Annotated in this window: 18 protein-coding genes; 10 read left to right on the forward strand and 8 right to left on the reverse strand. The window is 75.0% G+C overall.

Features of this window, described 5'->3' with window-relative positions; translation table 11 throughout:
• Window positions 1–89: 89 nt before the first annotated feature.
• The 5 genes from ACI784_RS19860 to cofC are packed head-to-tail and all read left to right on the forward strand — an operon-like array spanning window position 90 to window position 5992.
• Entirely contained in the window at window positions 90–2498 is a 2409-nt protein-coding gene (locus tag ACI784_RS19860) for a bifunctional FO biosynthesis protein CofGH (protein ID WP_457014616.1), read from the forward strand.
• Window positions 2495–3322 carry a 2-keto-4-pentenoate hydratase gene (locus tag ACI784_RS19865; RefSeq protein WP_457014617.1) on the forward strand — a complete coding sequence of 276 codons (828 nt, stop codon included), beginning with the start codon at window positions 2495–2497 and terminating at the stop codon, window positions 3320–3322. The genes ACI784_RS19860 and ACI784_RS19865 overlap by 4 nt, the downstream gene beginning before the upstream one ends.
• Window positions 3319–4275 (forward strand): acetaldehyde dehydrogenase (acetylating), encoded by a 957-nt coding sequence (locus ACI784_RS19870; RefSeq protein ID WP_457014618.1) that lies wholly within the window; start codon window positions 3319–3321, stop codon window positions 4273–4275. Before ACI784_RS19865 ends, ACI784_RS19870 begins: the two co-directional genes overlap by 4 nt.
• Window positions 4272–5327 (forward strand): 4-hydroxy-2-oxovalerate aldolase, encoded by a 1056-nt coding sequence (dmpG, locus tag ACI784_RS19875; protein WP_457014619.1) that lies wholly within the window; start codon window positions 4272–4274, stop codon window positions 5325–5327. Before ACI784_RS19870 ends, dmpG begins: the two co-directional genes overlap by 4 nt.
• Window positions 5324–5992 carry a 2-phospho-L-lactate guanylyltransferase gene (gene cofC / locus ACI784_RS19880; protein ID WP_457014620.1) on the forward strand — a complete coding sequence of 223 codons (669 nt, stop codon included), beginning with the start codon at window positions 5324–5326 and terminating at the stop codon, window positions 5990–5992. Before dmpG ends, cofC begins: the two co-directional genes overlap by 4 nt.
• A gap of 92 nt (window positions 5993–6084) precedes the next feature.
• Here the strand turns inward: cofC and ACI784_RS19885 are convergent, their stop codons facing one another.
• From ACI784_RS19885 to ACI784_RS19900, 4 genes are all read right to left on the reverse strand, one after another.
• Window positions 6085–7491, reverse strand: a complete 1407-nt coding sequence (locus ACI784_RS19885) for an amidohydrolase family protein (protein WP_457014621.1) — start codon at window positions 7489–7491, stop codon at window positions 6085–6087.
• Window positions 7488–9809 carry a xanthine dehydrogenase family protein molybdopterin-binding subunit gene (locus ACI784_RS19890; protein WP_457014622.1) on the reverse strand — a complete coding sequence of 774 codons (2322 nt, stop codon included), beginning with the start codon at window positions 9807–9809 and terminating at the stop codon, window positions 7488–7490. Before ACI784_RS19890 ends, ACI784_RS19885 begins: the two co-directional genes overlap by 4 nt.
• Window position 9810: 1 nt before the next feature.
• Window positions 9811–10326, reverse strand: coding sequence for a (2Fe-2S)-binding protein (locus ACI784_RS19895; RefSeq protein ID WP_457014623.1), 516 nt, complete (start codon window positions 10324–10326; stop codon window positions 9811–9813).
• Between the two features lie 71 nt (window positions 10327–10397).
• The gene (locus tag ACI784_RS19900; protein WP_456925844.1) at window positions 10398–11285 is read right to left on the reverse strand and encodes an FAD binding domain-containing protein; all 888 of its coding nucleotides are present in this window, start codon (window positions 11283–11285) and stop codon (window positions 10398–10400) included.
• A gap of 150 nt (window positions 11286–11435) precedes the next feature.
• Here ACI784_RS19900 and ACI784_RS19905 point away from each other — a divergent pair, with 150 nt between their 5' ends.
• The 4 genes from ACI784_RS19905 (at window position 11436) to ACI784_RS19920 (ending at window position 14990) form a co-directional block, all read left to right on the forward strand.
• Complete coding sequence (locus ACI784_RS19905; RefSeq protein WP_457014624.1) at window positions 11436–12941, forward strand: PucR family transcriptional regulator; 1506 nt, start codon at window positions 11436–11438, stop codon at window positions 12939–12941.
• Window positions 12942–13095: 154 nt separating this feature from the next.
• Window positions 13096–13272 carry a hypothetical protein gene (locus tag ACI784_RS19910; RefSeq protein ID WP_456925842.1) on the forward strand — a complete coding sequence of 59 codons (177 nt, stop codon included), beginning with the start codon at window positions 13096–13098 and terminating at the stop codon, window positions 13270–13272.
• Window positions 13273–13430: 158 nt separating this feature from the next.
• A complete protein-coding gene (locus ACI784_RS19915; protein WP_456925841.1) occupies window positions 13431–14420 on the forward strand; it encodes a ferritin-like domain-containing protein in 990 nt (329 codons plus the stop codon).
• 144 nt (window positions 14421–14564) lie between these two features.
• On the forward strand, window positions 14565–14990 hold the full coding sequence (locus tag ACI784_RS19920) for a hypothetical protein (RefSeq protein WP_457014625.1): 426 nt from the start codon (window positions 14565–14567) through the stop codon (window positions 14988–14990).
• Between the two features lie 4 nt (window positions 14991–14994).
• On the opposite strand, the gene ACI784_RS19925 is transcribed toward ACI784_RS19920, so the two are convergent.
• The 3 genes from ACI784_RS19925 to ACI784_RS19935 all read right to left on the reverse strand — a co-directional run bounded on the left by ACI784_RS19925 (window position 14995) and on the right by ACI784_RS19935 (window position 17205).
• Window positions 14995–15276 carry a DUF427 domain-containing protein gene (locus tag ACI784_RS19925; protein ID WP_457014626.1) on the reverse strand — a complete coding sequence of 94 codons (282 nt, stop codon included), beginning with the start codon at window positions 15274–15276 and terminating at the stop codon, window positions 14995–14997.
• 190 nt (window positions 15277–15466) lie between these two features.
• On the reverse strand, window positions 15467–15838 hold the full coding sequence (locus tag ACI784_RS19930; RefSeq protein ID WP_456924485.1) for a hypothetical protein: 372 nt from the start codon (window positions 15836–15838) through the stop codon (window positions 15467–15469).
• On the reverse strand, window positions 15835–17205 hold the full coding sequence (locus ACI784_RS19935; protein WP_457014627.1) for an FAD-binding oxidoreductase: 1371 nt from the start codon (window positions 17203–17205) through the stop codon (window positions 15835–15837). The genes ACI784_RS19930 and ACI784_RS19935 overlap by 4 nt, the downstream gene beginning before the upstream one ends.
• A 152-nt stretch (window positions 17206–17357) precedes the next feature.
• On the opposite strand from ACI784_RS19935, the gene ACI784_RS19940 reads away from it, so the two are divergent.
• Window positions 17358–20243 carry an ATP-binding protein gene (locus ACI784_RS19940; RefSeq protein ID WP_457014628.1) on the forward strand — a complete coding sequence of 962 codons (2886 nt, stop codon included), beginning with the start codon at window positions 17358–17360 and terminating at the stop codon, window positions 20241–20243.
• Here ACI784_RS19940 and ACI784_RS19945 read toward each other — a convergent pair.
• Window positions 20226–20495: a DUF4242 domain-containing protein gene (locus tag ACI784_RS19945; protein ID WP_456924482.1), complete on the reverse strand. Its 270-nt coding sequence runs from the start codon at window positions 20493–20495 to the stop codon at window positions 20226–20228. The genes ACI784_RS19940 and ACI784_RS19945 overlap by 18 nt on opposite strands.
• Window positions 20496–20544: the final 49 nt, after the last annotated feature.

Raw genomic sequence — 20544 nt, forward strand, 5'->3', positions numbered from 1 at the left:
GGGGGCGGCGGCGGCGCGCGGGGGGCGCGGGGGGGGCGCGGCGGGGGGGGGGGGGCCCCCCCGGCGGCCCCCCCCCCCCCCCCTCCCGGGTGCGCGACGCCGGACTGCTCGCCGCGGGCCGGCCGGGTGTCATCACCTACTCCCGGAAGGTGTTCGTCCCGCTGACCCGGCTGTGCCGGGACCGCTGCCACTACTGCACCTTCGCCACCGTCCCGCACCGGGTGCCGGCACCGTTCCTCGAACGCGACGAGGTGCTGGAGATCGCCCGCGCGGGGTCGGCGGCCGGCTGCAAGGAGGCGCTGTTCACCCTCGGGGACCGGCCCGAGGAGCGGTGGGACGTCGCGCGGACGTGGCTGGAGGAGCGGGGGTACGCCAGCACCCTGGAGTACCTCCGGGCCTGCGCCATCGCGGTGCTGGAGGAGACCGGCCTGTTGCCGCACCTCAACCCCGGCGTCCTCTCCTGGGAGGAACTGTCCCGGCTCAAGCCCGTGGCGCCCTCGATGGGGATGATGCTGGAGACGACCGCCGAGCGGCTGTGGTCCGAGCCGGGCGGTCCGCACTTCGGCTCGCCGGACAAGAACCCGCTCGTGCGCACGAAGGTGCTGCACGACGCCGGTCGTACCGCCGTCCCGTTCACGACCGGCATCCTCATCGGGATCGGGGAGACCCTGGCCGAGCGGGTCGACGCACTGTTCACGCTGCGCGAGATCGCCCGCACCTACCGCGGGGTCCAGGAGGTGATCGTCCAGAACTTCCGGGCCAAGCCGGACACCGCGATGCGCGCGCACCCCGACGCCGACCTCGAGGACCTGGCCGCCACCATCGCCGTCGCCCGGTTGCTGCTGGGGCCCGACGTGCGCATCCAGGCCCCGCCCAACCTGATCGGCGAGGAGTACCGGACGGTGCTCGACGCGGGGATCGACGACTGGGGTGGGGTGTCGCCGCTGACCCCGGACCACGTGAACCCCGAACGCCCGTGGCCCCACCTGGAGGAGTTGGCCGCGCGGACCGCCGAGGCGGGGTTCACCCTGCGGGAGCGGCTCACGGTGTACCCGCCCTATCAGCGCGAGCCCTGGCTGGACCCGCGGGTGGCCGCGCACGTCGCCGCGCTCGCCGGGCCGGACGGGCTCGCGGTCGAGGGCCGCACCCCGGTCGGGCGGCCGTGGCAGGAGCCCGAGTTCGGCGCCACGGGCACCGGCCGGGTCGACCTGCACGCCGAGGTCGACAGCTCCGGTCGCAGCGACGACCGGCGCGGCGACTTCGACACCGTCTACGGCGACTGGGACACCGTCCGGGGCCACGCGGCCCGCACCGGGGCGGCCGCGGCGCCGCTGCCGGCCGACGTCCGGGCCGCGCTGCGGCACGCCGAGCGGGACCCGGCCGGGCTGACCGACGCCGAGTACCTGGCCCTGCTCACCGCCGACGGGGCCGCGCTGGAGGCGCTGTGCCGGCTGGCGGACTCCGTGCGCCGGGACGTCAACGGTGACGACGTCACCTACGTGGTGAACCGGAACATCAACTTCACCAACGTCTGCTACACCGGCTGCCGCTTCTGCGCGTTCGCCCAGCGGCGCACCGACGCCGACGCCTACACCCTGTCGATGGCCCAGGTCGGCGACCGGGTGGACGAGGCGTGGGCCGCCGGGGCGACCGAGATCTGCATGCAGGGCGGCATCCACCCCGACCTGCCCGGCAGCGCCTACCTGGACCTGGCCCGCGAGGTGAAGCGCCGGCAGCCCGGCATCCACCTGCACGCCTTCTCCCCGATGGAGATCGTCAACGGCGCCGCGCGCACCGGGCTGTCGTTCGAGGAGTTCCTCATCGCCGCGAAGGAGGCCGGGCTCGACAGCATCCCGGGCACCGCGGCGGAGATCCTCGACGACGACGTCCGCTGGGTGCTCACCAAGGGCAAGCTCTCGGCCGCCACCTGGCTGGCCGTGGTCGGCACGGCCCACCGCCTCGGCATCCGTTCCTCGGCCACGATGATGTACGGCCACGTCGACACCCCCGCCCACTGGGTCGCGCACCTGCGCACGCTCGCCGCGCTGCAGGACGACACCGGGGGCTTCACCGAGTTCGTGCCCCTGCCGTTCGTGCACGGCAACGCCCCGCTGTACCTCGCCGGCGTCGCCCGTCCCGGCCCGACCGAGGCGCAGAACCGGGCGGTGCACGCCGTCGCCCGGCTGCTGCTGCACGGCCGGATCGACAACATCCAGTGCTCCTGGGTGAAGCTCGGCGACGGCGGGGTGCAGCGCCTGCTCACCGGGGGCGCGAACGACCTCGGCGGCACGCTGATGGAGGAGACCATCAGCCGGATGGCGGGCTCGGCGTACGGCTCCGAGCGGACCGTCCCGGAGCTGGAGGCCATCGCCGCGGGGATCGGCCGCCCGATCCGGCAGCGCACCACCACGTACGGCTCCGTGCCGGCCGAACGACTGTCCAGCCACCAGCGGCGCCGCCGTGCGCTGCCCCTCGTCCCCGTGGAGAGCGCCCCGTGACGACCGTCCCGCCGGCTCCGGCCGGCCTCCCCGCCCGCGCCGCGATCGACGCCGCCGCCGCCCGCCTGCAGCGGGCCGCCGAGACCGGCACCCCGTGCGCCCCGGTCCGTGACCTGCTGCCGATGAGCCTCCCCGCCGGGTACGCGGTGCAGCAGGTGCTGACCGCCCGGGCGGTCGCGGCCGGCCGCGCGATCGTCGGCCGCAAGATCGGGTTGACGAACCCCAAGGTGCAGGCGCAGCTCGGCGTCGACACCCCGGACATCGGCGTGCTCTTCGACGACATGGCCGTCGCCGACGGCGGGACCGTCGGGGTTGGCCGGCTGCTGCAACCGCGGATCGAGGCGGAGGTGGCGATGGTGCTGGGCGCCGACCTGGACGGTGCGGACCTCGGCCCGGAGCGGGTGCGCGCGGCGGTGGAACGCGTGGTGGCCGCGCTGGAGATCGTGGACAGCCGGGTCGCCGACTGGGACATCAGCCTGGTGGACACCGTGGCCGACAACGCCTCCAGCGGCCTGTTCGTGCTGGGCCGCGGTGAAGTGCCGCTGGGCGACCTGGACCTGCGGGATGTCCGGATGACGATGGTCGAGGACGGCCGCGAGGTCTCCACCGGCACCGGGACCGACTGCCTGGGCGATCCGCTGGCCGCGCTGACCTGGCTGGCCACCGCCGCACGCGACCTGGGGGCGCCGCTGCGCGCCGGCGACGTCGTGCTCTCCGGGGCGCTCGGGCCGATGGTGCCGGTGCGCCCCGGGGCCGTCTACACCGCCGAGATGACCGGCCTGGGACCGGTCTCGGTCACCTTCACCGAGGAGGGAGAGCTGTGACCACGAAGGTCGCCATCATCGGCTCGGGGAACATCGGCACCGATCTGATGATCAAGGCGCAGCTCTCCGAGCAACTCGAGGTCGCCGCGATGGTCGGCATCGATCCGGCCTCCGACGGGCTGGCCCGCGCCCGGCGCGCCGGCGTCCGGACGACGGCCGACGGCGTGCAGGGGCTGATCGCGATGCCTGACTTCGACCAGATCGGGATCGTCCTCGACGCCACGTCCGCGCGGGCGCACGTGGCCAACGCCGAGGCGCTGGCTCCGTACGGGAAGCGGCTGGTCGACCTGACGCCGGCGGCGATCGGTCCCTACGTCGTCCCGCCGGTCAACCTCGAGCAGCACCTGGTCGCGGACAACCTCAACATGGTGACCTGTGGCGGGCAGGCCACGATCCCGATCGTCGCCGCCGTCGCCTCGGTGACCCCGGTGCTCTGGGCGGAGATCGTCGCGTCCATCTCCTCGCGCTCGGCCGGGCCGGGCACCCGGGCCAACATCGACGAGTTCACCCAGACCACCGCACGGGCGATCGAGGCCGTCGGCGGCGCGGCCCGAGGCAAGGCGATCATCGTGCTCAACCCGGCCGAACCGCCGGTGATCATGCGCGACACGGTGTTGTGCGTCGTCGACGACTGCGACCGCGAGGTCGTCACCGCGGCGGTCGAGGAGATGGTCGCGCGGGTGCAGGAGTACGTGCCCGGCTACCGGCTCAAGCAGGCGGTGCAGTTCGCCCCGCTGCCGGCGGCGGACTCGCTGCGCGTGCTGCTCGGCGAGGACGCCCCGGCGGCCGACCGGGTGCAGGTGTCGGTGTTCCTCGAGGTCGAGGGCGCCGCGCACTACCTGCCGGCCTACGCCGGCAACCTGGACATCATGACCTCGGCCGCGGTGCGCGTGGCCGAGCGGCTCGCCGAGCGCCTCACCGGCGCTCCCGACCTCGTGGAGGCCGGCTCATGACCGCCGTCTACATCCAGGACGTCACCCTCCGGGACGGTATGCACGCCGTCCGACACCGGGTCGGCGTCGACCGGGTCCGGGCCATCGCCGCCGCCCTGGACGCCGCCGGCGTCGACGCCATCGAGGTGGCCCACGGCGACGGCCTCGCCGGAGCCAGCCTCACCTACGGACCGGGCAGCAACACCGACGCCGAGTGGATCTCCGCCGCCGCCGAGGTGGTGGAGAACGCGCGGCTGACCACCCTGCTGCTGCCGGGCATCGGCACCATCGAGAACCTCGAGCGGGCCCACGACCTGGGCGTCACCTCGGTCCGCGTGGCCACCCACTGCACGGAGGCCGACGTCTCCGCCCAGCACATCGCGAAGGCGCGCGAACTCGGCATGGACGTCTCCGGCTTCCTGATGATGAGTCACCTCAGCGGGGCGGCCGAGCTGGCCCGGCAGGCCAAGTTGATGGAGTCCTACGGCGCCCACTGCGTCTATGTCACCGACTCCGGCGGCCGGCTGACCATGGACGACGTGCGCGAGCGGGTCCGCGCCTACCGCGACGTCCTGGACGAGGGCACGCAGATCGGCGTGCACGCCCACCAGAACCTGTCCCTGGCGGTGGCCAACTCGGTGGTCGCGGTGGAGGAGGGGGTGTACCGGGTCGACGCCTCGCTGGCCGGCATGGGCGCCGGCGCCGGGAACTGCCCGATCGAGCCGCTGATCGCCGTCGCCTCCATCCAGGGCTGGGACCACCGCTGCGACCTGTTCGCCCTCCAGGACGCCGCCGACGACCTGGTGCGGCCGCTGCAGGACCGGCCCGTGCAGGTGGACCGGGAGACCCTGACCCTGGGCTACGCCGGGGTGTACTCCAGCTTCCTGCGTCACGCCGAGCGGGCCGCGGCGCAGTACGGCCTGGACACCCGCGACGTGCTCGTCGAGGTGGGCCGGCGCCGGCTGGTCGGCGGCCAGGAGGACATGATCGTCGACGTCGCGCTCGATCTCGTCGCCGCCCGCCCGACCACCGGCGCGGACCCCTCGGCAGGCGCGGCCGCCGCTCCGCGGTGATCCTGCCCGGCTGGACGGTGCTCGTCCCGGTCAAGACGCTGGACCGGGCGAAGACCCGCCTGCGGCCGTCCACCGGCCGGGACACGTCGGCGCTGGCGCTGGCCTTCGCCCTGGACACGGTCGAGGCGGCCGGCCGGGCCGGCGGCGTCGGCGGCGTGCACGTGGTCACGGCGGACCCGCTCGTCGCGGCGGAGGCGGTGGGGATGGGCGCCGCCGTCCTCCCGGATCTCGGCGGCGGGGTCCTCAACCTCGCGGTCGGCCGGGCCGCGGAGCTGCTTGCCGGGCCGGACGCCGGGCTCGGGCTCGCGGTGCTCCCCGCCGACCTGCCCGGGCTGGACCCGGCCGACCTCGACCTCGCCCTGTCGGCGGCGACGGCCCATCCCCGCGCCTTCCTCGCCGATGCCGGGGGAGCCGGGACCACGCTGCTCACCGCTCGTGCGGGGCACCGACTCGAGCCCCGGTACGGCCCCGGCTCCGCCGCTGCCCACCAGGCGGAGGGAGCGCACCCGCTCGGTGTCCCGGCGCCCACGGTGCGCGCCGACGTCGATCGACCGGGCGATCTGCGCGTCCTGCGCCACCGCCCCTGTGGCCGGCGGACCCGGGAGTGGCTCGACGGTCACCCGGCCCGACCCTCGACCGGTGCGGCCCGCGTGTACGGGGCCTGACGCCGGTCGGCCCGCGCGTTCGTCCGGGTCCGTGCCGGCCGCGGCGTCACAGCGGGGTGCACCGCGACCGGCACGGGCGCTCCGGGGGACCGTCAGGCGCCCACCATCGACCGCCACGGCCGGGCGGCGAGGCGGTCGGTGCCTGCCCGTGCGGTCAGCCGGGCGGCCGCGGCCGCGGACCCGGCGCGCACGTCGCGCTCGTCCGCCGTGGTCAGGGCGCGGCCGGAGACCACCAACCGCCCGTCGACGTAGACCCGGTCGACCTCGTCGCCCCGCTGGCTGTAGACCAGGGACGAGACCGCTGCGTGCAGCGGCGTCGCACAGAGGTTGGTGAGGTCGAGGACCACGACGTCGGCCCGCTTGCCGACCTCGAGCGAGCCGATCGAGTCGGCCATCCCGAGTGCGCGGGCGCCGTCGATGGTGGCCATCTCCAGCGCCTTCTCGGCGGTCATCACCTCGGGGTTGCGGTGTACCCCCTTGTGCAGGAGCGCGGCGAACTTCATGGCCTGCAGCATCGAGTGGTTCGACGACGAGGCCGGGCCGTCCGACGCCAGACCGACGGTGATGCCGCGCCGGTGCATCGCCGGCACGGGGGCGAAGCCGGAGCCGAGGTAGAGGTTGGAGCACGGGTTGTGCGACACCTTGGTACCGGTCTCCTGCAGGAGGTCCAGGTCGTGGACGTCGACCTGGACGCAGTGCGCCGCCAGGAGGTCAGGACCCAGCAGCCCGGTGTGCGCGGCGAACGGCACATCGCGCATGCCGAACCGGCGCACGGACTCCTCGACGTCGAACGGCGACTCGGCCAGGTGCATGGTCACCAGGGCCCCGGTGGCGTCGGCCAGTGCCCGCGTCTCCCGGAGCGTCGACTCGTCCACCGTCCAGCTCATGCACGGGGCGAGTCCGACGGTCACCCGCGACCCGGCCCGGTTGCGTGCGCTGATCAGCCGCTCGGCGTCGGCCAGCGCGTCGTCCAGCGGCTGCACCAGCGGCTCCGGGGCCCCGACGTCGGCCCCGGCGGTCATGTACCCCCGGGCCATGACGCCTCGGATGCCGATGTCCTCCATCGCCGACGCCACCGCGTCCCCGAGTCCGGGGCGCGGGTGCACGTACATGAAGTCGAGCAGGGTGGTCGTGCCGGTGGTCAGGGCCTCGGCACAGCCGTGCAGTGCGCCGGCGTAGCAGTCCTCCGGGGTGAGCTCGACTGCAGACGGCCCCGTCATCGTCAGGAACCAGTCCGACAGCACCCGGTCGTCCCCGAGCCCCTTGAGCAGGGTCTGGAACAGGTGGGTGTGGGTGTTGACGAAGCCCGGGAGCACCAGCCGACCCGCGCAGTCGACCACGTCCGCCCCTGGGTGGGCCGCCCGCACCTCGGAGGACGGACCGACCGCGAGGAGCTCGTCGGAGAACGCGACCGCGCCGTCGTGCAGCACGCGGCGCTCGCCGTCCATCGTCACCACGGTGCCGCCCGACAGGACGGTGACCGACGCCGGCTCGGTCACGTCGGCGCTCCCGCCGACCGCAGCAGCTGCCACACGACCGCCGGCTTGAGCGGGGTGCGGGTCACCCGGACGCCGAGGTGCTCGATGGCGTCGGCCACGGCGTTGGCGACGGCGGAGTGGCCGCCGATCGCCCCGCCCTCGCCCATGCCCTTGACGCCCAGCGGGTTGAGCGGGGACGTGGACTCCAGGTGGCCGATCTCGACGTCGGGCACGTCCAGCGACCCGGGGAGCAGGTAGTCCATGAACGACGTCGACTGGGGCTGACCGTCGGGGCCGTAGACCAGTTCCTCCATCAGCGCTCCGCCCAGGCCCTGGGCCACGCCGCCGACGATCTGGCCCTCGGCGTTGCGGGGGTTGATGATCGTGCCGGCGTCGTTGACCACCACGTACCGCAGGACGGTCGTGTAGCCGGTGGCGGGGTCGACCTCGGCCTCGGCGATGTGGATGCCGTAGGAGTACGGCGCGGCGAGGTTCTCGAAGTACTGCACCGACTCCAGGTCCGGGGCCATGCCCGCCGGCCGGCTGCCCCCGGGGCTGGCGGACGCCGCCACCTGCGCCCAGGTCACCGACGCGGCGGGCACGCCGGCGACCGAGAAGGCGCCGTCCTCGAGGACCAGGTCGGCCGGGTCGGCCTCGAGCAGGTGCGCGGCCAGCTCCCCGGCCTTCTCCCGGACCTCGCGCGCGGCCAGCACCACGGCCGTGCCGGCCATGACCGCGTTGCGGCTGGCGTAGGTCCCCATGCCGAACGGCAGCCGGCCGGTGTCGCCGAACACGACCTTGATGGAGTCGTGCGGCACCTGCAGCTCGTCGGCGGCGATCTGGGACAGCATCGTCGCGGTGCCCTGACCCATCGGGGCGGCGCCGGAGACGATCGTGACCTCGCCGGTGGGGTCGACCCGCACGCTGCCGCCCTCGAACGGGCCGGGGCCGGTGATCTGGTGGTAGACGCAGATCCCCAGGCCGAGCAGCCGGCCCTCCTCGCGCGCCGCCTGCTGGCGGGCCGCGAACCCGGCGTAGTCGATCATCTCCAGGGCCTTGTCCAGCCCGGCTGGGAAGTCGCCGCTGTCCAGGACCACGGCTGCCTCCAGCGAGGCCAGCCCGGTGTCGAAGGGCAGCTCCTCGGGGGTGAGCAGGTTCTTCCGGCGCAGCTCCGCGCGATCCATCCCGAGCTCGCGGGCGACGATGTCGAGCAGCCGCTCCCGCGCGAACGTCGACTCGGGCGCACCGGCCCCGCGGTACGGAGAGGCCGGGGCCTTGTTGGTGGAGGCGCACACCGCCTCCACCCGGTACGCGGGCACCCGGTAGACCCCGCCCAGGCTGGTCGCGGCCAGCGAGGCGTTGATGACGCCGAGCGGTCGCTGGTAGGCGCCGCAGTCGGTGACGTGCCGGGCCCGCAGGCCGAGGATCGTGCCGTCGGTGCGCAGCGCGATCTCGACCTCGTGCACCTGCTCGCGGGAGTGCGCGATGGACAGGAAGTGCTCGTTGCGGTCCTCGATCCACTTGACCGGCCGGCCGGTGCGGGCGGCGGCGAAGGGCACGAGGAAGTCCTCGGAGTTGAAGTCGGCCTTGACGCCGAACCCGCCGCCGATGTCGGGGATGACCACGCGGATCGCGCGAACCGGCACGCCCATCATCCCGGCGAGGATGGTGCGCACCGTGTGCGGCCACTGGGTGGAGTCCCAGACGGTGAGCTCGCCGGTGACGGCGTCCCGTGAGGCGACGACGCCGCGCGTCTCCAGCGGGATGCCGGTGTAGCGCTGCATGTCCAGCCGCTCGCGGACCACCCGGTCGGCGGCGGCGAAGGCCGCGTCGACGTCGCCGTACTCGTAGACCGAGCGGGCGGCCACGTTGTCCGGCGCGTTGGTGTGCAGCACGGGCGCGCCGGGCGAGATGGCCGCCAGGGCGTCGACGACCGCCTCGAGCGGCTCGTACTCGACCTCGATCAGTTCGAGCGCGTCCTCGGCGACGTGCCGGCTCTCGGCGACCACGACGGCGACCGGCTCGCCGACGAACCGGACGGTGTCGGTGGCCAGCGGGTACTGCGGCGCGGGGTGGAAGGTCTCGAGCGCGAAGAGGGCGGGGATGGCCGGGGGCTCGGGTCCCAGGTCGGCGGCGGAGAACGCGTCCACGACGCCGGGGAGGGCGCGCGCGGCGCCGACGTCCACCGACAGCAGCCGGGCGTGGGCGTGCGGGCTGCGCAGGATCGCCATGTGCTGCAGCCCGGGCACGCGGATGTCGTCGACGTAGGCCGCCTCGCCGCGCAGCAGCCGGGGGTCCTCCAGACGCTTGACGTTCGCGCCGATCGTCTGCACGCCCATCTCAGCGCTCCCAGGTCTCGTCGGCGGCCTGGACCGAGCGGACGATCCCCTGGTAGCCGGTGCACCGGCAGAGGTTGCCCGACAGCGCCTCGCGGATCTCGGCCTCGTCGACCCCGCGCGAGTCCCGCAGGAAGTCGTAGGTGGTCAGCAGGATGCCGGGGGTGCAGAAGCCGCACTGCAGGCCGTGATGGTCCCAGAACGCCTGCTGGATCGGGTGCAGCTCCTCGCCTTCGGCCAGGCCCTCGACGGTGGTGAACGCCGCGCCGTCGGCCTGGACGGCGAACATCAGGCAGGCGCGGATCGGTTCGCCGTCCATCAGGACGGTGCAGGCGCCGCAGACCCCGTGCTCGCACCCGACGTGCGTGCCGGTCAGGCCGAGGTCCTCGCGCAGGAAGTCGGCCAGCGAGCGCCGCACCGACACGGTCCGCTCGTGGACGGTCCCGTTGATCGTGACCCGGATCGACCTCTCCGCGACGGGCGTGCCCGTCCCCGCCGTCGCGCGGTCCTCGGCGTGCATCGTCTGCTCTCCTCCTCGGCCGGCCGGAGCCGGCGCGCTGGTCGGGTCGGTTGCTGCGGTGGGCGGCACGGTCAGGCTGCCGCGGCGGTGGACGGGGCGGTCGCCTCGGTCAGGGCGCGCTCCAGCAGGTGGGCCGCCAGCGCCCGCCGGTACTCGGCGGGGCCGTGCACGTCCGGCGGCGGGTCCAGCGTCGCCGCGTGGTCGGCGGCCAGCTCGGCGAACAACGCCGGCGCGGGCTCCTGGCCGACCAGTGCCTCGACGAGCCCGCGCGCGTTCACGGTGCCCCCGGCCACGCCCGCCAGGGCGATCCCGGCCCGGCTGATCCGGCCGTCGTCCACGGTGACCACGGCGGCGACCGCCACCTGGGCGAAGTCGCCCCGGCGGCGGCTCACCTCGAGGAAGGAGGTGCCCGTGCCGGCCGGCCAGGTGGGCACGCGGATCGCCACGAGCAGCTCCTCCGGCTCCAGGCACGTGGTGAAGAAGCCCTGGAAGAACTCGTCGGGGCCCACCTCGCGCTCGCCCTCCGCGCTGCGCAGGCAGAGGGTGGCCCCCAGCGCGGTGACGGCGGCGGGCAGCTCTGCCGCGGGGTCGGCGTGCGCGAGGCTGCCCCCCAGCGTGCCCCGCGCCCGGATCTGCTTGTGCCCGACGTGGGCCACGGCCCGGGGCAGCAGCGCCCACGCCGACGCGGGCGGCAGCCGGTCGGGCAGCCGGGTCTCGAGCGCCCGCTGCCGGACGGTGGCGCCGAGGGTGAGCGCGTCGCCGGCCACCGTGACGTCGTCGAGCCCGGCGACGGAGTTGACGTCGACGAGCACCGCCGGCCGGGCGAGCCGGAAGTTGAGCATCGGCACCAGGCTCTGGCCACCGGCCAGCACCTTCGCGTCGTCGCCGTGCTCGCGGAGCACGTCGAGGGTCTCCTCGATCGTGGTCGGCGCGAGGTAGTCGAACGGAGCAGGCTTCACGGACTCACTTTCTCCCTTCGGCGGCGGTGCGGGAGGCCGCGCCGCCGTGGTCATCGTGGCGGGACGGGACGGGTGCGCTCCATGGACGTCCTGTGGCGACTTGTGGGGGCGGGACTGGACGTTCTGTCCGGTCGTTGGTGCACTGCTCGCGTGGTCACGACGCTCGGCGAGGTCCTGCGGCTCGACGCGCTCCGGCGCGCTGCGCCCGAGGTCGTGGTCGGCACCGACCTCCTGGACCGGCCGGTGCGCTGGGTGCACACCAGCGAGCTGGCCGAGGCGGCCTACCTGCTCAAGGGCGGGGAGCTGCTACTGACCACCGGTCTGGGCATCGGCGGCCGCGGCGCGGTGGGGGAGGCCGCCTACGTCGCCGCGCTCGCCGAGCGCGGCGCCGCGGCGCTGGCCCTCGAACTGGGGTGGACGTTCCCCGAGGCTCCGGCCGCGCTGGTCGCCGCGTGTCGGGAGCACGCGCTGCCGCTGGTGGTGCTGCGGGAGGTGGTGCCCTTCGTGGAGATGACCGAGCAGATCCAGACGGTGCTCATGGAGCGCGCCGCCGCCGGCGCGCGCCGCGAGCGCGACGTGCGCCAGCTGCTGACCGACGCGCTGCTCGACGGGGCCGGCCCGCAGGAGCTCGCGACGATCATGTCCGAGCTCGCCGGGGCCCCGGTCGTCGTCACCACGGCCGATGGCGCCCTCGTGGCCGCCGCCGGGCAGCGCTCCGGCTCCAGTCGCGGCCGGCCGGTGGCCCGTCGCGACGTCGTCCTGCTGGAACGGCACTGGGGCCAGGTGGCGGTCCTGCCACCCGGCCGTCCTGACGACCCGGCGCTCCCCGTGGTGGTGTCGTACGGCGCGGAGGCGCTCGGGCTGTCCCTGCTGCGGTCGGCCGTGGGCGGGGACCTCGACGACCGCCGCCGTCAGCTGCTCGCCGACCTCATCGAACGGCGCTGGCGGACGTCGGGCGAGCTGGTCACCCGGGCGCGCGTCCTCGGCCTGCCGTTCCCGCCGGAGGGCCGATACGCCGCGCTGGTCGTGACCGACCTGGGTCGGGTCGACCTCGACGCCGTCGTGCGGGCGGTGGGTTCGGCGCTGACCGCGGGCACCGCCCTGGTCGCCGACGTCGGCACGGACGTCGTGGCCGTCGTCCGCACGTCGGCGGTGGTGGCCGCCGCACGAGCCGCGCTCTCCGCGGTCGACGCCGTCGGGGTGACCGGCGCCCGGGTGGTCGCCGGCACCGTCGTCGCCGCGCTGGAAGACGTCGACCGCTCGTTCGCCCGGGCACGCCGCGCCCTGCACCTCGCCGACGCCGGCCAGCGCGTGGTCGCGGCCGGGGCGATGACGACCCGTCTGCTGCTCGACGGCGTCCGCCAGGATCCGCTGGCAGAGCAGCTCGTGGGCGAGGAGATCGGCCGGCTCGTCGCCCACGACGCCGCCTCCGGCAGCGAGCTGGTGCACACGCTGCGCACCTACCTGGCGCACTCGTCGTCCAAGGTGCGGACGGCGGAGGCGCTGCGGCTGCGACGGCAGACGCTGTACCTGCGGTTGCAGCGGATCGAGGAGCTCATCGGAGACGTGCACGCCCCGCAGCGGCACTCGGCGCTGGTGCTGGCCCTGGCCCTGGCCGACCTGCCGGAGCCGATCGCGCGCCGCGGGCGGAGCTGAGGACCCGGCCGGGCGCTGCCCCGGGGTGCGGCTTCATAACGGTCCGTTGACGTGTCGTCCCATCCATCCCGGAACGCGCCGACCGGTCCGTCCGGCCTGGCAGGGTGCCGAGCGAGCGAAGTCGATCGGACTTCCGAGATCGAGGAGGCACCCCATGGCGTGCACACAGTGCGGGGCAGCCGAGCAGCGTGGCCGGTTCTGCATCGGGTGCGGCAAGGCCGTCGCGCCGTCCACCCAGGCTCCCCGCCCGCGGTCCCCGCTGGCCGACGAGCTGACCCAGCCGGTGCTGCGGCTGGAGCGTCCCTCCAAGCCCGCCGTCCCGGCCCGCTGACGACCGCTGCGCGCGGGGCCGGACGACGCCGTCCGGCCCCGCGCGCAGCCGACTGTGACCGACCTCACTGCTAGCAATCTGCTTGCAGGAGTTAGCGGACGGCGAGCCCGGGGCAACCCTCCCGACGTCAGGTCATCCCCGATGTCTGGAGTCTCCCCATGACCGACGCAATCCTGAAGGCCGACACGGCCAAGATCGTCAACCAGCTCCGCGCCCTCCTCCTGCTCACCCAGACCGAGGAGCAGATCGCGCGCACCCGCGTGACCCAGGCGCGTACCGACGCGGTCCGCCGCGAGCTGACCCAGAACGCCGACAACGCCGCCGACCGCTCGACGGCCATCACCGAGCAGCTGCGCGCGCTCGGTGGGGTGCCCGACGTCGTCACCCCCGCCCTGGGCCGGCTGGCCGCCGTCCTCAAGGCCGCCTTCGAGCAGGCCGAGCCGATCGAGGAGGCGCTGCTGCAGGACCTGCAGCTGGAGCACCAGCTGCTCGACCGCGCCACGCACCTCAAGGTGCTCGCCGAGAAGGCCGAGCTGCCGAAGGTCAGGGCGCTCGCCGAGCGCCTGGTCACCGCCCACTCGGCCACCGTCGAGTGGCTGACCGTCGTGCTGGCCGAGGAGGCCCTCGGCGGTCCCGCCGCCCTGCGGCCGACGCCGTTCCAGCGCGTCGCCGGCAGCGCCGTCCGCGTGGCCAACGCTCCGGTGCGCTTCGCCGCCAACGTCGTCAACGACGCCGTCGACACCGCGCAGCAGCGCCGGCAGGAGGCCTCCGACAAGCTCGGCCAGGTCGCCGGCAAGGCCAGCTCCTTCACCGACGCGGTGCGCGAGACGCTCACCGTGGGCCGCAGCGCCGCACTGCGCCGGGCCGAGCGGATCGCCCGCCGCGAGGGTGACCGGGAGACCGCCGACGCGGCGAAGGCGGCCCGTGAGGAGCTCGGCGACGTCAGCGCCGACGAGCTGCCCATCAAGGGCTACGACTCGCTGTCCACCCAGGACGCCGTGAAGGCGGTCAAGCAGCTGAAGACCGCGCACGACGTCAACGTGGTGATCCGCTACGAGGAGACCCACAAGAACCGGTCCGGCGTGGTCAGCGCGACCCAGACCCGCCTGGCCGACCTCGCCAAGGAGGCCGTGGGCGTCGACAGCTGACCGCCCCGGCGCCCGGAGGGCCCGTACCCGCGCGCCGGGTGCGGGCCCTCCGCTCGTCCACGACGGGTGGGGGCACCGTCACGTCCGGGTGATGAGGATCGCAGCGGGTTTGACCCGCCGACGGGCCCGGGGATGTGATGCCTCATGAGCATCACACCCGACGCCCTCGAGCAGGAGTTCTCCCTCACGACGGCGGTCACCCGCCTGGACTTCCTGAGCCGTCGGGACAGCGGGGCGACCACGACGAGCACCGTCTCCGAGGTGGACGACGACGACTGGAGCTCCTTCAAGGAGGCGGCCACGTCGCTGGACGTGCCCGAGTCCCTGGAGCTGCTGGCTCTGGGGGAGGTCGTCTCCCGCAAGGCGCGCGACAGCCAGCTGGTCGGGTTCCGCGCCGCCCTGCGCGGCGGGGCCACCTGGGAGCAGATCGCCGCCGCCGTCGACGTCTCGCCGGAGGAGGCCTGGGCCACCTACCACCGGCTCATCGAACGCCAGGAGCGCGCCCGCCTGCTCGATCCGGACGCCGCGGCCGCGGCCCGGGAGCTCGCGGGCGCGCGACCCGGCCGCTGACGGGTCAGCGCACCTCGACGCCGCGCCAGAACGCGACCCGGCCGGCGATCTCGCGCGCGGCGGCCTTCGGCTCCGGGTAGAACCACACCGCGTCGTGGTTGACCTGCCCGTCGACCTCGAGGCAGTGGTAGGACGCCGTCCCCTTCCACGGGCAGAAGGTGGTCGTGCCCGACGGTCGGAGGACGTCGGCACGCACCGCCTCCCGCGGGAAGTAGGCGTTGCCCTCCACGACGACGATGTCGTCGGACTCGGCGATGACGGTCCCGTTCCAGCTCGCGGTGGCCATGACGACCGGGAACTCCCGGTTCCGCAACCGCATTCCCGGGCCGGGCGCGGTGCCGACCGGACTCGGGGGGGGGGGGGGGGGGGGGGGGGGGGGGGGGGGCCCCCCCCCCCCCCCCCCCCCCCCCCCCCGCGAGGCACACCGGCAAGGACCAGCCCCCCACCCGTGGCGGCGGACGACGGACCTGCCGCGTTCAGCCGGCCTGGATGTGCCGGACCACCGCCTCGAGCTCGTCCGACGGCGAGAAGTCGACGTACTCGCAGTCGGTCAGCGCCTCGGGCGCGTGCCCGCCCGCCCAGTAGAACGCCTGGCCGCCGTCGTAGGTCGTGTCGCCGTCCTTGCCGTGCATCACCAGCCGCCCGCTGATCAGGTAGCCCCAGTGCGGGCACGGGCAGAGGTCGTCCGGCAGGCCGGCCAGAGCGGGGCGCAGGTCGGTCCCGGCCGGCAGGCGGACCCAGGCGACGCTCATGCTCCCGAACCGGGCGGCGCGGAAGTCGACGCCGTTCCCCTCGATGGCGACGGGCAGATCGGTGCGCTCGATGGCCTGCATGACGGCGCTCCTCACGGCCGGATGTTCTGGTTGAGGTGGAACAGGTTGCCGGGGTCGTAGGTGCGCTTCACCGCCCGCAGCCGCTCGTAGTTGGCGCCGTAGTTCTCCGGCGCCTTGCCGGCGTCGTCGCCCGAGGCGAAGTTGACGTACCCGCCGGCGTCGGAGTGCGGCGCCACGGCGGCGTAGTAGTCGCGCACCCACTGGGTGTTCGCCGCGTTGTCGGCCGGGTCGGGCCAGAACCCGGCGATGTTGGCGGCGAAGGTGGCCTCCCGGTGACCGAAGGCCGTGGCGTCGTGGCCGAGGTCGTGGACGGCGCCGTTGATCGGGTACAGGTGCATCCCCGAACTGGCCGTGGGCACCCGCGAGCCGAACTCGACGTGGGCGGCGATGGCCTCGTCGGAGAGCTCGGTGACGAACACGGCCTTCCAGTAGTTCTGCAGCCCGGGCGGGAGCAGCGGGTCGAACAGGCTGTTGATCGCGGGATAGGGCATGGGACCGACGAGCTCGGCCATCGGCCGCGCCACCTGCCGGAAGCGGTCGATCACCCGTTCCCCCTCGGCCGGCGACCCGGTCCAGCACGGGACCACCACGGCGAAGGACTCCCCGACCCGGTCCTCGGGGATGAACGGCAGCGGCGGAGCCTGGTGGAACCCCGGGTAACCGCCGAACTCGCGCGGGGCCTCGCGGATGAAGTCCCGGAAGAACGCGAAGACGGCCGCGGCGTCGGAGAGCTCGAAGAACATCGGGCCGCCGAGGATGGTGTCCACCGGGTGGACGCGGTAGGTGAACCGGGTGACGACGCCGAAGTTGCCGCCCCCGCCGCGCAGCGCCCAGAAGAGGTCGGCGTGCTCGTCCTCGTCCGCCGTGATGACCGTGCCGTCGGCGGTGACCACCTCGGCCGACAGCAGGTTGTCGCACGAGAGGCCGTAGCCGCGGGTCAGGTAGCCGATCCCGCCGCCGAGGGTCAGGCCGCCGATCCCGGTGGTGGAGACGATCCCGCCGGTCGTGGCCAGCCCCGAGGCCGCCGTCGCGTCGTTGAACCGGCCCCACGTCGTCCCGCCGCCGGCCGCCGCCGTCCGCGCCTCGGGGTCGACGTCCACCGCCTGCATCATCGACAGGTCGGCGACGACGACGCCGTCGCCGGTGCCGAAGCCGGGCACGCTGTGCCCGCCGCCGCGCACGGCCAGGTCCCGGCCGTCCTCCGCGGCGAACCGCACCACCGTCGCCACGTCGTCGACGCCGGCGCAGCGCACGACGAGGTCGGGCCGGGCGTCGATCATGCCGTTGTAGACCCGGCGGGCCTGCTCGTAGTCGTCGTCCCCCGGACGGATCACCTGGCCCCGCACGCGGTCGGCGAGCGTCCCGGGCAGCTGTGTCGTCATGGCCCCTCCTCGGCGCCTCGGTCGATGGCCGACGACGCTAGGGAGGGCACCGGGGTCGGCACATGACCAGATGTGCGCGAATCGCCGACCCGGTCGTCGTGGTCAGTTCTGACCATCGACAGCCCCGGAGGGCAGGGCTAACGTCCGGGAGGGTGTCCGGCTGGACGCCGCCACCCCTCCCGTCGCGCTGGACCCGGGCCGCGGCCCCGCGGTTCGTCGGCCGCCGGAGTGAGCTCGCCTGCCTCGAGGACCTCTGGACGGCGGCCTGCGGCGGCGCCCGCCAGGTGGTCTTCCTCGGCGGCGAGCCGGGCGCCGGGAAGTCCCGCCTGCTGGCCGAGCTGTCCGCGCTCCTGCACGACCGCGGCGCCACGGTGCTGCTGGGCACCTGTGCCGCGGAGCTCGGACCGCCGTACCAGCCGTTCGTCGAACCGATCGAGGCGCTGCTGCCCGCCACCGAACCCGGCCCGGCCCGGGAGGCGCTGGCCCGGCTGGTGGGGCGGGCCGCGGACGACGACAGCCCGGAGCCCGACACCCGGCGGGAGCTCTACGACGCCGCCGTCACCGCCGTCCGCGGGGTGACCCGCAGCGGCCCGGTCGTCCTGGCCCTGGAGGACGTGCACTGGTCCGGGCGCGCGGGGCTGCAGCTGCTCGCCCACCTCGTGGAGCGGACGGCGGAGCTGCCGCTGCTGGTGGTGGCCACCCACCGGACGACGGCCCCGGAGCGCTCCGCCGCGCTGACCGGCACCATCGCCGCCCTGTACCGGCTCGACGGCGTCCGCCGGCTGGACCTCGCCGGGCTGGACACCGAGGAGGTGGCCGAGTACCTGGCGCACGAGGCGGAGCTGCCGGCGCACCGGGCGCGGGTCGCCGCCGCGCAACTGCGCGACCGCACCGGCGGCAACCCCTTCCTCCTCCGCGAGCTGCTGCGCGACGCGGCCGCGGGTGCGCGGCCGGACCCGGCCGGCTCGGCGCCGCTGTCGGTCCGCGACATGCTGGCGGCCCGGCTGGAGCGGCTCACCGTGCCCGAGCGGCAGACCCTCGAGCTGGCCGCGGTCGTCGGGGAGGAGCCCGACCTCGCCACGGTGCTCGCCGTCGCCGCGTGGAGCACCGACAGCACGCTGGCCGCGCTGGACACCGCGGTCGAGTTCGGACTGCTGGAGCCGGCCGGTGCGGCCTTCCGGTTCCCGCACAGCCTCGCCCGGCAGGCGGTCCTCGACCTCATGCCGGCCACCCGCCGGGCCCGCGAGCACCTGCGGGTCGCCGCCGTCCTCGAGGCCTCCGGGACGCCGTCGGACCGGCGCACCCAGCGGCTGGCCCACCACTACGCGCAGGGCGCGGCCCTCGGCGCCGCCGACCGGGCGGTCCGCTACCTGACCGAGGCCGCGGAGGCCGCCGCGCGCAGCCTGGCCCACGAGGACGCCGCGCGGTGGTTCGAGCAGGCGGCCGCGCTCTCCGAGGAGCCGGCGCACCGCCACCGGCTGCTGCTGGCGGCCGCGCGCGGACACCTGCTCGGCGGCGACTTCGCCCGGGCCCGCGCCCGGTGCGAGGAGGTCGCCGGCGCGGCGGCCCCGCACGACCGGCTGGAGGCGGCCATCGGCTTCGAGGCGGCGTCCTGGCGCCCGGGGCTGCCCGGCCAGCGGGCGGTGGAGCTGCTCACCGACGCGCTGCGCGGGGTGCCCCACGACCCCGCCGACCCGCTCTACGTCCGGGGGCTGGCCGGGTTGGGTCGCGCCCTGGCGTTCACCGGGGCGGTCGAGCCGTCCGCCGAGCTCGGCCGCCGGTCGGTCGAGATGGCCCGCGCGCTGGGGGACGACGGCCTGCTCGCGGCGGCGCTGGCGGCCAGTCTCTGGAACGGGCTGCGCCCCGCCGACGCCCCCGCCAAGCTGGCGCGCGCCACCGAGCTCACCGAGATCGCCCAGCGGATCGGCGACCCGAGCCACCTCGGCCCGGCGGCCTACTGGCGGGCGGCCATCGCCTACCAGCAGGGCGACCCGGAGGGCCTGGCCGCGGCGTACCGGGACGTGCTGCGCATGGTGCGGGCGACCGGCGAGCCGTACTTCGAGTACGTGGCCGGGTGCATCGGCTACGGCCGCCAGTTCATCGTGGGCGACTTCGCCGGCGCGGAGCGGACCTGCGCGCGGCTGCTGGAACTGGGGGAGTCCTTCGGCACCGACGACACCGAGGGCTCCACCGCGGTGCAGACGTTCATGCTGCGGCGGGAGACCGGCGCCCTGGCCGCGGTGCGCCCGCTGATCACCGGCGACGAGCCGCCGGCGGAGAACTGGGCGCCGGGGCTGCTCGCCCTCTACACCGAGCTGGGCCTGGACCGGCCGGCGCACCGGTTGCTCCACCGCCTGCTCGACGACGGGCTGGACCGCTACGAGGACGCGCAGTGGCCCTGCGTCCTCGCCTTCGTCGTGGAGGCCGCGCTCCACCTGGGCGACGCCGAGGCGCTGCGCGCGCTGCGGCCGCGGGCGGCCGAGTACGGCGGCACGAACCTGCGGGCCGCCCAGTTCGTCGCGCTGTTCGGCAGCGCCGACCGGTACCTCGGCGAGATCGACTCCGCGCTCGGCCGCAGCTCGGCCGGGCCGCTGCTGGAGTCGGCCCTGGAGATGGACACCCGGATGGGTGCGACGGTCCACCGGGCGCAGAGCCTGGTCGCGCTGGCCACGCACCTGCGCCGGTCCGGGCACCCGGGACGGCGGGCCGACGACCTGCTCGGCGAGGCCCACCGGCTGGCCAGCGACCTGGGTCTGGGCCGGTTGCTGCGCTCGTTCGGGCCGAGCCCCACGCCGCAGACGGCGTCGTCCCGGCCGGCCCGCCCCGCCGGGCTGACCTCGCGCGAGGCGGAGGTGCTCAAGCTGCTCGGCGAGGGCCTGCTCAACCGGGAGATCTCCGAGCGGCTGGTGATCAGCGAGAACACCGTCGCCAACCACGTCCGGAGCATCCTGGCCAAGACCGGCGCGGGGAACCGCACGCAGGCGGCGATGTACGCCGCCTCGCACGGGCTGCTGGAGGGGTCAGACGGGCGCCAGTGACCCGTCCGGCTGCAGGGTGCCGCCCACCTCGACGACCACGTCGGCGGGCAGGCCGGCGCGCCGGGCGGCCCGGTGGATGGCGTCGGCCGACGGCGCCTCGTACAGGCAGTAGGTCTTGCGCTTGTCCACCGAGAGGAAGGAGTACAGCCAGCGCACGCCCTCGTCGGCGTTGATCCGGTTGACCCCTTCGGCCATGTCGGCGGTGAGCTCGAGGACGTCGGCGTACCGGCGCTCGATCATGAACACGGGCATCGCGGGTCCTCACCGGAGCGGGTTGGGCGACCGCACCGACCGTACCGCC

Source organism: Geodermatophilus sp. SYSU D01186, assembly GCF_054050215.1.

Excerpts from the sequence above, each read along its gene's own strand:
- ACI784_RS19945 (WP_456924482.1), bottom strand. The coding sequence starts at position 20,495 with ATGCCCGTGTTCATGATCGAGCGCCGGTACGCCGACGTCCTCGAGCTC.
- ACI784_RS19890 (WP_457014622.1), bottom strand. The coding sequence starts at position 9,809 with ATGGGCGTGCAGACGATCGGCGCGAACGTCAAGCGTCTGGAGGACCCC.
- dmpG (WP_457014619.1), top strand. The coding sequence starts at position 4,272 with ATGACCGCCGTCTACATCCAGGACGTCACCCTCCGGGACGGTATGCAC.
- ACI784_RS19910 (WP_456925842.1), top strand. The coding sequence starts at position 13,096 with ATGGCGTGCACACAGTGCGGGGCAGCCGAGCAGCGTGGCCGGTTCTGC.
- ACI784_RS19915 (WP_456925841.1), top strand. The coding sequence starts at position 13,431 with ATGACCGACGCAATCCTGAAGGCCGACACGGCCAAGATCGTCAACCAG.
- ACI784_RS19895 (WP_457014623.1), bottom strand. The coding sequence starts at position 10,326 with ATGCACGCCGAGGACCGCGCGACGGCGGGGACGGGCACGCCCGTCGCG.
- ACI784_RS19920 (WP_457014625.1), top strand. The coding sequence starts at position 14,565 with ATGAGCATCACACCCGACGCCCTCGAGCAGGAGTTCTCCCTCACGACG.
- ACI784_RS19935 (WP_457014627.1), bottom strand. The coding sequence starts at position 17,205 with ATGACGACACAGCTGCCCGGGACGCTCGCCGACCGCGTGCGGGGCCAG.
- ACI784_RS19925 (WP_457014626.1), bottom strand. The coding sequence starts at position 15,276 with ATGGCCACCGCGAGCTGGAACGGGACCGTCATCGCCGAGTCCGACGAC.